Annotated in this window: 10 protein-coding genes; 7 read left to right on the top strand and 3 right to left on the bottom strand. The window is 49.0% G+C overall.

The window, feature by feature from the left end:
• Positions 1-472 precede the first annotated feature (472 nt).
• Positions 473-688, top strand: a complete 216-nt coding sequence (locus QZT94_RS00970; RefSeq protein ID WP_296773090.1) for a hypothetical protein — start codon at positions 473-475, stop codon at positions 686-688.
• Between the two features lie 190 nt (positions 689-878).
• Positions 879-1151 (top strand): heavy metal-associated domain-containing protein, encoded by a 273-nt coding sequence (locus QZT94_RS00965; protein ID WP_270626010.1) that lies wholly within the window; start codon positions 879-881, stop codon positions 1149-1151.
• A 42-nt stretch (positions 1152-1193) separates the two neighbouring features.
• Here the strand turns inward: QZT94_RS00965 and QZT94_RS00960 are convergent, their stop codons facing one another.
• Positions 1194-1853 carry a VTT domain-containing protein gene (locus QZT94_RS00960; protein ID WP_296761186.1) on the bottom strand — a complete coding sequence of 220 codons (660 nt, stop codon included), beginning with the start codon at positions 1851-1853 and terminating at the stop codon, positions 1194-1196.
• Between the two features lie 131 nt (positions 1854-1984).
• Here QZT94_RS00960 and QZT94_RS00955 point away from each other — a divergent pair, with 131 nt between their 5' ends.
• The 5 genes from QZT94_RS00955 (at position 1985) to QZT94_RS00935 (ending at position 8604) form a co-directional block, all read left to right on the top strand.
• Positions 1985-4552, top strand: coding sequence for a lysylphosphatidylglycerol synthase transmembrane domain-containing protein (locus QZT94_RS00955; protein WP_296773088.1), 2568 nt, complete (start codon positions 1985-1987; stop codon positions 4550-4552).
• A gap of 57 nt (positions 4553-4609) precedes the next feature.
• The gene (locus tag QZT94_RS00950; RefSeq protein ID WP_296761189.1) at positions 4610-5425 is read left to right on the top strand and encodes a thioredoxin domain-containing protein; all 816 of its coding nucleotides are present in this window, start codon (positions 4610-4612) and stop codon (positions 5423-5425) included.
• Positions 5425-6285 carry a cytochrome c biogenesis CcdA family protein gene (locus tag QZT94_RS00945; protein WP_296761191.1) on the top strand — a complete coding sequence of 287 codons (861 nt, stop codon included), beginning with the start codon at positions 5425-5427 and terminating at the stop codon, positions 6283-6285. Before QZT94_RS00950 ends, QZT94_RS00945 begins: the two co-directional genes overlap by 1 nt.
• A gap of 95 nt (positions 6286-6380) precedes the next feature.
• Positions 6381-7640, top strand: coding sequence for a PLP-dependent aminotransferase family protein (locus tag QZT94_RS00940; protein ID WP_296761192.1), 1260 nt, complete (start codon positions 6381-6383; stop codon positions 7638-7640).
• A gap of 1 nt (position 7641) precedes the next feature.
• The gene (locus QZT94_RS00935; protein ID WP_296761194.1) at positions 7642-8604 is read left to right on the top strand and encodes a D-alanine--D-alanine ligase; all 963 of its coding nucleotides are present in this window, start codon (positions 7642-7644) and stop codon (positions 8602-8604) included.
• A gap of 92 nt (positions 8605-8696) precedes the next feature.
• On the opposite strand, the gene QZT94_RS00930 is transcribed toward QZT94_RS00935, so the two are convergent.
• Positions 8697-9860 carry a ParB/RepB/Spo0J family partition protein gene (locus QZT94_RS00930; RefSeq protein WP_296761196.1) on the bottom strand — a complete coding sequence of 388 codons (1164 nt, stop codon included), beginning with the start codon at positions 9858-9860 and terminating at the stop codon, positions 8697-8699.
• Complete coding sequence (locus QZT94_RS00925) at positions 9860-10780, bottom strand: ParA family protein (RefSeq protein WP_296761197.1); 921 nt, start codon at positions 10778-10780, stop codon at positions 9860-9862. Before QZT94_RS00925 ends, QZT94_RS00930 begins: the two co-directional genes overlap by 1 nt.
• Positions 10781-10815: the final 35 nt, after the last annotated feature.

Below are 10815 nucleotides of genomic sequence, written 5' to 3'. Positions count from 1 at the left end.
GTGCTGTTCGAGGTAGTAGAAGAAGAATCCGTACTGCTTGCGTTATTTCCGGATGAAGTAATGCTGGAAGTATTCATGGGAGCTACCCGGTAACGAATCGCACCGGGCACAGTTACCGTGCGGGTATTTTCCCGAGTCTCCGACACTTGAACCGAGTACTCCCCCGCTTTCCCCTGCACCGATAGCACCGAGCACGCGCGATTCCCAGAGCACCCAAACTAAACCATCTCAGAGCAGCTCCGCTGCCCAAAGTGCAGCTACTCAAAACCGCACTCAACCGGCTCCTACCCGAACCATCATTCAGACTCGGGAAAATACCCGCACGGTAACTGTGCCCGGTCCGATTCGTTACCGGGAAGCTCCCAGGAATACTTCCAGCAATACTTCATCCGGAAATAACGCAAGCAGTACGGATTCTTCTTCTACTACCTCGAACAGCACCGCGCAGCCTACTCAAGAGGGGTCTGGTAGCGTGAGTGGCTCAACTGGCAACGGGACCGCCAGTCAAGTTCAGGGAGTAGAACAACCCAAGGCAGCGCCCTCCGCGCCTGCAGCCGCCAAGACGACCAGCAATCCCAGCGTTGTTAATCGCATGGGTGGACTGGGAACAATCGCCGCGATTGCAGTACTTGGGTTAATCGGCGCAGGTGGCGCCATTGCCCTAACCAGGTCACTAATGAACGGTTAAGTCCACTGGGAACTGGCCTTAACGGCTTCTAACTGGTTAGGTACGGGGCAGGAGATTCCCTCAATCTCCTGCCCCGTATTACTATCTTCATTACCGATTCTATTTTGGGTATTAATCCGGGAAACCATTACAAAGCACCGCTAAAGCACTACAATTCAAGCAGAGCATACCTAGAGAAAAAGAGGCTATTATGCGGTTCTTCCCAGCTAAACGACCAGGACAAAAAGCCATTGATCGCACCATCGATATTTTAGTTACCGGAATGACTTGCGATAAATGCGTAGAACGCGTCACTCGTGCTCTTAGCAATTTGGACAATGTTAAAAGAGTATCGGTGCTATTACGCAGCGACAAACCCAGCCAGGTCACAATCCTCACCGATTACGAAATTGATGATGAGTGCATCCGGGAAACCATTAAAGAAGCCGGTTACAGCGTCGTAGCTATCGAACGCAATCAATAAAGTTAAGGGACAGACCTCAACAGCGGAAACCGCCTTCTATCCCTATTTATCGGCTGTTTTTTTAGTTGCCCGAGCCTTAATAAAGCTAATCACCATCGGCAGCACGGAAATCGCCACGATGGCAATCGCAATCAGCTCCACATTATTGGCAACCAGGGGAATATCTCCCAAAAGCACCCCTGCCACCATGAAAGCCCCAATCCAAAGCGCCGCGCCTATCATGTTCCAGATTAGGAAGGTTCGGAAATGCTGTTTCCCAATCCCGGCAATAATTGGAACAAAGGTGCGCACAAAAGGCACGAAACGCGCCAGAACCAGCGCTACCCCGCCGTAGCGGCGAAAGAAATCCTCAGATTTATGCATATTTTCGGTAGATAAATAGCGGGCATCGTCTTTGAACAGGCGTCTGCCATATTTTCGACCTAACCAATAACCTACGAGATTACCGCTGATAGCCGCGACAAAAAGCACTAGGAAAGTAAGCCATTCCGGAACGGAAGGGATTCGGTTATGCAATATCCCTAAGGCAAAAATCATGGAATCACCAGGCAATACCGGAAATAACACCCCAGATTCGATGAATACGATGAGGGCCACTGCCACCACCATCCAGCCCCCCAGCTGGGCTAAAAGAGTATTTAGCAAAAGATTCGGATCAGTTAGGTAATCGAATATCCCCGCTGTTTGTAGTGCCGCAACCATGCATCCTCCTGAGGCTAAACCTTAACTTCTGTAATTCTAAATGAGTCCTTTAACGCCCTGGTACGCGAGGGGCAGCCTTAGGGGTAAGCTCACATCTAGGTATGCACCGGTTCATTGCATACAATCAAGTCATGAGCGCTTCGGGAGAGATTGTCAAGACCCAGCTGACCCAGCACATCACCCGAGTAGTTGATACAAAAAACTCCCGCTTGCGACGCGTAGACGACCTAGCCCGTGCCGGTCTGTACCTAACAGCAATTATCATGGTGGTATTGCTGGCAATCTATGCCCATGCCACTACCCAAGCCGTTGCGCAAGACCTGACCAAAGTATTCGTGAACACCACCTTAGCGCAGGTTTTACTGTTGCCTTTATCGATGCTGCAGAACCTATTTATCCTGGCAACACCGGTAGCGCTGCTGATTATGCTGGCTTTTAAAGCCCAGTGGTTACGTACTTTCCAGGCCGCTTTTACCGGTATTATCGGGGCGATAGTAGCCAGCGCTTTCACCGCCCTTATCTCCGCCCTCCCCTACGTGCTTTCCAACGCCCTAAAAGTGTGGGTGGTAGGCGGCTCAATCGTCGCGATTTCTATCCCCTCTACCGCTGTGGTCGCCATGATGAGCATGGCGGGGGAACGTCGCCGCGACCAACTGGTGCGTATCCTATGGATAATAACCTGGGCAATCCTGGTTTTGGCAGTGCTGCAAGGACGGATGACTCTACCCTCGGCACTAATCACGGTGCTGCTGGGCACCTTCACCGGTTGCCTAGGACGCTACCTCTGGGGAGTTAGTAATCACCGCCCTACTGGACCTTCTTTGATTCGGGCATTAACCGAAGTTGGGATAACTCCGTGCCGTATTCTTCGCCTAGACACCCCCACTGAGGGGGATTTATTACAGGTAGAGGATATAGCTTTCTCTACCGAACCAGGGTTCTTAACTCCTACAGGCATTATGCAAAGGGAGCAGCTTTGCCTTGATCCGGTTTTAGAACTGAGCACCTTTGCTGGCGGTGATTTGAAAACTCATGGGGAGGCTAGCGAATCTGGAGAAAGAGTTTACTGCGTAATCTCTGATACCTCTCACCGCTACCGCATGATTGCTACCGACGGAGACTCTCGGCTTATAACCTGGATTACCGGAATCTGGAATAATCTACGTTTGCGTTCTTTCTCCAAATCTACAGCTGCCACCGTGCGGCAAAACGGGGAATACACGGCCCTAATGGGGGCAATGACCACTCGCGCTCAAATCAAAACCCGCCCTTACCACGGCCTGGCGCACTGCGGTAGCACCATGCTGAACATTTTCGAGGACGATATTGCGCTCACCCCTTTTAGCGCCCTCACCGAGTCAGATATTTCAGATTCTCAACTGCGAGCAGCCTGGCAACAGCTAGTATCTGCCCATCAAGGTGGGTTAGCTCACCGTAATATTAATTCCTCCAATCTGTGTTTAGGAGCCGATGGAGCTATATATTTCCTTAACTGGTCACAGGGAGAAGTTGCGGCTTCCAGGATGTCAATCCTGATTGACCAGGTACAGCTGCTAGTTATAACCAGCCTCGGGCTGGGAAAGGATCGGGCAGTTAGTGCCATGAAAGCAGTCCTTCCTACTTCCCAGATTCAAGCAATGGTCCCGGTTTTGCAAACCTTGGCGCTACCGCAATCAACTAGAGCTAAACTACGTAAAACTGCGCTGCTCGCTACCCTCCGCCAAGAACTATTGAGCAGCACCCGGACTAATCCCAGCGAGGTTCAGCCTGCCCAACTGCGCCGATTCTCTTATTCCTCGCTAATATTTGCCTCCCTTGGCGTGGTTGCGGTGCTGGTGGTGCTAGGTTCTTTGAACTTTAAGGAAATCTATACCACCATCGCTGCCGCCAATACTTGGTGGATTATAGCCGGGGCATTTTTCTCTATTGCGATGAGCAGCGGACAAACTCTTTCTTTACAGGCAGTAACTCCCAGTCGTCTGGGTTACGGCGAACTATTTTTACTGCAAATTGCCGGCTCCTTCACCTCTTTAGTAGTACCCGCCGGAGTCGGAGTTGGCGCGTTGAACCTGCGCTATTTAACTAAGAAGAATATGAGCAATGCTCTCGCCTTAGCGACCGTTTCCTTGATGCAACTGTTCCAGTTTGTATGTACCGTAGTGCTGCTTGTGATAATGGTCATGTTTACCGGAAAATCCATGAATGTTAAGCTGCCTTCTTCCACGATGGTGGTCACTGTGGTAGTGATTGTGGCGGTATTGGTGGGTGGGTTAGCTATTCCCAAAGTTCGCGGGTGGATTTGGACAAAAGTTAAACCCACTTTTCACCAGGTGTGGCCGCGCATAATCTGGATTACTTCCAGCCCAAAGAGAATGTTGCTAACCACGATCGGGGCTTTGCTGCAAACCGGTTTGCAAGTTAGTGCCTTTTACTGCGCGGTTGCTGCTTTCGGCTATCATCTTCCCATCTCGACTATCACCGTGACTTTCCTGGTATCCAATACTTTAGGTTCACTGATTCCCACTCCCGGTGGTTTAGGGCCTGTTGAAGCCGCATTAACTGCCGGTTTGCAGGTGGCAGGAGTTCCTGGCGCGACTGCGCTCTCGGGTGCACTACTTTATCGCCTCCTCACTTTTTGGCTTCGCGCCCCCCTAGGTTGGATTGCCACCCGCTACCTGCAACGGCGTGACGTTATATAAGAAAATAGCTTAAGCTAGGTATTCTTGAGGCTAAATATGAAGAGAGGAAACAGGTAAATGAGTGAACACCCCAAGTTAGGGCGCGAAAAGAAAAAACCAGCGTTAATCGCCCTCCTAGTGTTATTAGCATTGGCATTCTTAGTGCTGGTGTTTTCTATCGCCTACTATATGGGTTCCGCCAAGAACAATACGACCGCGCAAGAGTCCTCATCAGCCCCTAAAACAAGTGCCTCGACTTCCCAAGATGCCAGCGAACTTCCGCAAGGAGTCAATCAAATCACTGACGAACAGGGTAAAAAACTCATTAAGTCCTTTTACCGCTCGAATCCAAAGGATCCCCGGGCAATTGGTAACCCTAAAGCTCCGGTAACTATGGTTCAGTTTTCGGACTTTTCCTGCCCCTTGTGCTATCAATACGAATCTACAGTATTTAAGCAGTTAAAACCTTATATTGATAACGGTACTTTGCGGATTGAGTTTAATAACCTCTCGATTTTCGCTGCCCAATACCATTCCGATCTGGCAGCAACCGGAGCTATCGCTGCCTCCAAGCAAGGGAAATTTTGGCAGTTCCTAGAACAGGCAACCCAGCTGGCGACCAAGCAGGGCGGGGGACATATCAGCTGGGACGACCAGCTGGTAACCCAACTTGCCAAATCCAGTGGGGTTAGCGACCTTACGCAATTTAACAAGGATTTAAAGTCTGCGGATACTCGAAAAATAGTGGAGGACGAAAGTACGCACGCCCGCTCGGTCGGTATCAACGGTACGCCGGCATTTTTCATCAACGACTATTTTATTAGTGGCTCCCTACCGGCAGATACTTTCATTAAAACTATTGAAATCGCAGCTAAACAAGAAAACAACAAGTAATGTCTATTAACTTCACTATTGCCTATCTTGGAGGTTTAGTCACTTTTTTGGCTCCCTGTGGGGCGTTTTTATTACCGGCTTTTTTTGCGTGTGCCTTTGAAGACCGCTCTCGGCTATTGCAAAGAATCTCGGTCTTTTTCTTGGGGTTAATAGTTGCTTTGGTACCTTTGGGCTTTGCAGCCGGGGGATTGGGGGGCTGGCTACTAGCCCATTCTCACCTGGTAACTTTAATAGTCGGGGTAGTTATCCTAGCTTTAGGTATTACCCAGGTTTTAGCCCTTCCCCTACCAAAACTCCCTCTACCTAAGGCTTTAGGGGGAACTACCAAAGCTAGTGTGGCCGGGGTTTTCTTATTCGGCATTTCCTACGGGTTGGCTGGTTCTGGTTGTACCGGTCCAATCCTAGGGGCGGTACTTTCTAGTGCAACCCTAACTGGTTCTAGTTTCCGAGGGGGAGCGTTAATGTTTTGCTATGCGGCAGGAATGCTAACGCCAGTGGCACTGTTATCTCTTATTTGGGGATCGCTAACAGCTAGCCAACGCCGTTTCTTCCACCCGCGTCCTTTGAGGTTATTTGGACGGGAAACTACCTGGGGTTCTGTTATCTCAGGTGCAGTATTCATACTGGTAGGAGTATTACTACTGGTTACTGGGGGTACGAATAACCATTCTTTACTGGACGCCGGTCAGCAAATCTCCTTAGAGACCCGTATTAGTCAGGCGGTCAGTTCGCTTCCCGATTTTCTCCTGCCACTACTGCTGGTAGTAACGGTTGCCTTTATTGGGGTTCTAATTTGGTATTTACGCAGTCAGCGCTCAAATGACAGCCAAAACGCTACTCAGGCGACATCAGATAAATAGTTTTTATTTTACATTTATGCTTTTTTAACTTTGGTTTTGGTGGCAACGCTGCTTCGTGCAAAAATGGCAATTAACCTAGTAAAAAGGAGACGCGCATGGGTACGCAAAAGAAAGGAACGCATCTAGATCTTTGGCAGGATTCCTACGCTGCGCGAGCTCACAATCTGCGTGAATCTGAAATTCGTGCCCTTTTCTCGGTGGTTTCCCGCCCCGAAGTTGTCTCCTTAGCGGGTGGGATGCCTAATATCCATGATTTACCACTCGCCGAGCTGGCTGAAGGCGCTAAGGAACTGGTGTTAAATCACGGTGAACAGGCAATGCAATATGGCAGCGGGCAGGGTTGGGCTCCGCTGCGAGAATCTATTACCGAGGTGATGTCCGCCGAGGGAATTAACGCCAATCCTGACAATGTAGTAATCACCACTGGCTCTCAACAGGCATTAGACCTGGTCACGCAGCTTTTTATTGAGCCTGGCGACGTTATTCTTGCCGAGTCACCCTCATATGTGGGCGCTTTGGGCGTGTTCAACGCCTACCAAGCCGATGTGCGTCATGTTGGGCTCGATGACCAGGGTTTAATACCGGAAGAGTTTGCTTCAGCCGTTGAGCAGGCACGCGGTGAGGGAAAGCGAATTAAGTATCTTTACACTATCCCGAATTTTCACAACCCCGCTGGAGTGTCAATGTCCATTCCAAGGCGAAAAGAACTAGTAGAGCTGTGTCGGAAATACGGGGTCTTAATCCTGGAGGATAATCCCTACGGTTTGCTAGGTTTTGAAGGGCAAACTATGAGTCCCCTGGTAGAACTGGCACCTGACCTCGTAGTTTATCTTGGTTCGTTTTCTAAGATATTTGCTCCTGGTTTTAGAATCGGTTGGGCATATGCTCCACCAGCGGTTCGTGACAAGCTGATAGTAGCGTCCGAGTCAGCAATTCTTTCTCCCTCGATGGTTGGGCAAATGGCTATTCATGCCTATCTGCGTGATTATGATTGGCGCGGGCAAATCGACTCTTACCGACAAATGTATCGGGGACGCCGGGACGCTATGTTAGATGCCCTGGCTACCTATCTACCAGAATGCACCTGGACGGTACCTGAGGGAGGTTTCTACACTTGGCTGACTTTACCTTCAGGAATGGATTCAAAAGCTATGCTCAGCCGGGCGGTTACCGAGTTAGTTGCCTACACTCCGGGAACTGCATTTTATGCCGATAATCAAGGGCACGAAAACTTAAGACTTTCGTTTTGTTATCCGCCTGCTGATGAGATTCGTGAGGGCGTACGTCGCCTTGCCAAAGTAGTGGAACGTGAAATTGAGCTTCTAAAGTTATTTGGTTCGCAAGAAAGGCACTAATATGACTGAGGTTAATGGCTTAAAGGTTGCGATTATTACCGGTGGTCAGCTGCAAGAGCGAGAAGTGTCCTTACGCTCGGCAAACAGGGTCGCAACCCAGTTACGGCAATATGCCCATACGGTTAAGACCTTAGAATTAGACCATAATCTTTTAGATTACTTGCGTGAGTTCCATCCCGATGTGGCATGGCCAGTTATTCACGGACGTGAGGGCGAGGATGGCTCCTTGCAAGACCTCCTGGAGCTAGGGGGCATTCCTTATGTTGGTTCCGGTCCGAAGGGATGCAGAATTTCTTTATCAAAACCGGTTGCTAAGTCGGTCGTAGAAAAGAATGGGCTACCTACGCCCCGCTCGGTCGCCCTCCCCCAAATACTATTTCGGCAGGTGGGAGCAACTACGCTACTTGCAGAAGTTTCGACTAGGCTAGGTTTTCCTTTAATGGTTAAGCCTTCTCGAGGCGGTTCCGCTATGGGGATAACCTATGTCGAGGACGAAGATGGGCTTAGAACCGCCATGGTTAATGCTTTTGCTTACGATGATGAAGTTCTGATTGAACAGTTCGTTTCCGGGCGAGAAGTCTCAGTTTCTATCGTTGAAGAATCGGGTAAATCCCGCGCCCTACCCTCGGTAGAGATTCGCACTGACGCTGGTCGTTATGATTTTGACGCTCGCTATTTAACCGGACGTACCGAGTTTTTTGCTCCCGCTCCGCTTGAAGAAGAGCTTGATGAGCGGGTGCGTGCGCTGGCTTTACAGTGCCACCGAGTCCTTGAATTAGAAGGTTTTTCGCGGATTGACCTGATTGTCGATAATGACAATAACCCCTGGTTTATTGATGCGAACGCAGTGCCGGGTATGACTGATACCTCGCTTTGGCCACTGGCAGCGGAAGCAGATCTTGGATTTGGCAAACTAATTGATGCCGTAACTCGGGACGGTGCAGCCAGGGGCATACGTTGCTAAGAGCCATCACTACCGCTAACAGGTTCTACAATCGCTGATTTTCGCAATAGTTTACCCCTCCCTGAGGAGTTTTCTCTTAGACGATAGGACTATTACTTACGGAGATGTTTTAGCAATTGGGTAATCCGTTCTAAATCGTCTTCATCTGCATATTCAATTACCAACTTGCTGGTTTTTTTACCCGGCTTAATAAGTACCCGGGTATCGAAGATATCTCTCCAAAGACGTTGGACGTTTTCCTGTCTCTCAGAAAGCTCCACTTGAGTGCGTCTAGCACCCGTGCTAGTGCGTTTCGCACCAGCACGCACATTTCCGAGCGCTACGATTTCTTCTGTGGACCGCACCGATAAACCTTCCGCGATAATCCTTTCAGCAAGATACTCTTGTTCGGCAGGGTCACTTATCGCTAATAATGCCCTGGCGTGACCAGCGGAAATTACTCCTGCCGCCACCTTGGGTTGTACGCTAGCAGGTAGTCGCAGTAATCGCAGCGCATTAGTAATTGCTGGACGCGACTTTGATACGCGCTGAGACAGTTCCTGCTGAGTACATCCGAAGTCTTCCATCAACTGCTGGTAAGCAGCCGCTTCTTCTAGTGGGTTTAGCTGCACGCGATGCAGGTTCTCAATCAGGGCATCCAGGAGCATCTTGTTGTCGGAAGTTTCCCGAACTATAGCCGGAACTTCTTTTATTTTTGCAAGCTTAGAGGCTCTTAAACGCCGCTCACCCATAATTAATTCATAGGCATCTTTATTTACCGGATCTTTTCTAACAACTATCGGCTGCAGCAGTCCGACTTCTTTAATAGAAGCCGATAATTCTGCAATTTCGTCATCGTCAAAAGTTTGCCTCGGTTGCGCACGATTGGGATTAATGGCTTCGACTGCCAGCATTTCTAACCTTGCTCCGGGTACCGGAACTAATGATGTTTCACGTGAAACATCTTGAGTAGAATTTAAGCAGTCGCCATCACTCTGTTTTTTAGCGTTGTCAGAAGTGACCGGCGCTACGCTAGACTTACCCTTTTGTGCAGAGCCCTTGGAGCTAGAAGCTCGCGATGTTTCACGTGAAACATTTTTACGAGGTTCAAGAAGTTCTCGTACGGAACCACCTTTAGGAGAACTAGCGTGCCCCCCGAAAAAAATATCAGCCGGTCTAGAGGCAGTGTCTAAACTATGCTGTTCAGCCTGATTAACAACAGGGTCGGTTGGGATTAACGCAGATAAACCACGCCCTAAATGTTTTTTTCGTGCCATTATGATTTCACCTCACGACTAATTAATTCATACGCGGCATCTAAGTAACATTTTGCACCCTTGGAACCTGGTTCATAGGTCAAAATCGATTCCTCATGGGAAGGAGCCTCTGCTAAAGCTACATTACGAGGAATTATCGTTTTCATTACAATATCTCCGTAATAGGCACGAACTTCTTCTAACACGCCTTTCCCCAACAATGTATTAGTGGTTACCATCGTAGGTAAAATTGCAGTAAAGCGCAGCTTTGGATTTAGCCGAATAACCAGCATATCAATAGTTTTGGTAAGTTGCGTAAGACCTTCTAATGCCAAATACTCAGCTTGGAGGGGAACCAAAACCTCATGAGCGGCCACAAGAGAATTAACCGTCATAATCCCCAGGGAAGGAGGAGAATCAATAAAGATGTAATCAAAATACTCTCCGCTGCTAAGCAAAGCATTTACTGCCTCGGAGAGGACTTGTTGAAGATTAGTTCTCGCATTTAGCTCAAGTTCAATACCAGCCATATCCATTGATGCGGGAACAACCCACAGACCGGGGATTTTCTGATTCTCTACCATTGCTTCCCGTAAGGGTACGCCCTCGGTCATAACCTCATACAGTGAAGCCTGATCATCTGAAAGATTTCTAAAACCCAGCGTAGAAGAGGCATTACCTTGTTGATCGGCATCAATAACCAAAACCCTTAGTCCGCCCAAGGCGATAGCTGCCGCTAGATTAACAACCGTTGTAGTTTTGCCAACCCCACCTTTTTGATTAGCCACCGCAATTACTCGAGTAGCTTGTGGGGCAGGTAGCTTTTCCACTGTTTGCCTATTTGCTTCCCGCTGTCCCGTAACAACGCCCGATGAAAGACTCTCTTGACCGCTTATAGCTTGCTCAACCATCTCGGCATCAGCCAAACGATGTTTACTCATTATGCCTCCAATATAAAAGCGGTATTTTAAAAATT

Origin of the sequence: Varibaculum sp. (assembly GCF_008661855.1) — a bacterium.
GTDB lineage: Bacteria > Actinomycetota > Actinomycetes > Actinomycetales > Actinomycetaceae > Varibaculum > Varibaculum timonense_A.
Note: the sequence above shows the minus strand (reverse complement) of the source record. Positions and strands in the feature narration are given on the sequence as shown.

Excerpts from the sequence above, each read along its gene's own strand:
- QZT94_RS00945 (WP_296761191.1), top strand. The coding sequence starts at position 5,425 with ATGTCTATTAACTTCACTATTGCCTATCTTGGAGGTTTAGTCACTTTT.
- QZT94_RS00965 (WP_270626010.1), top strand. The coding sequence starts at position 879 with ATGCGGTTCTTCCCAGCTAAACGACCAGGACAAAAAGCCATTGATCGC.
- QZT94_RS00940 (WP_296761192.1), top strand. The coding sequence starts at position 6,381 with ATGGGTACGCAAAAGAAAGGAACGCATCTAGATCTTTGGCAGGATTCC.
- QZT94_RS00960 (WP_296761186.1), bottom strand. The coding sequence starts at position 1,853 with ATGGTTGCGGCACTACAAACAGCGGGGATATTCGATTACCTAACTGAT.
- QZT94_RS00925 (WP_296761197.1), bottom strand. The coding sequence starts at position 10,780 with ATGAGTAAACATCGTTTGGCTGATGCCGAGATGGTTGAGCAAGCTATA.
- QZT94_RS00935 (WP_296761194.1), top strand. The coding sequence starts at position 7,642 with ATGACTGAGGTTAATGGCTTAAAGGTTGCGATTATTACCGGTGGTCAG.
- QZT94_RS00955 (WP_296773088.1), top strand. The coding sequence starts at position 1,985 with ATGAGCGCTTCGGGAGAGATTGTCAAGACCCAGCTGACCCAGCACATC.
- QZT94_RS00950 (WP_296761189.1), top strand. The coding sequence starts at position 4,610 with ATGAGTGAACACCCCAAGTTAGGGCGCGAAAAGAAAAAACCAGCGTTA.
- QZT94_RS00930 (WP_296761196.1), bottom strand. The coding sequence starts at position 9,860 with ATGGCACGAAAAAAACATTTAGGGCGTGGTTTATCTGCGTTAATCCCA.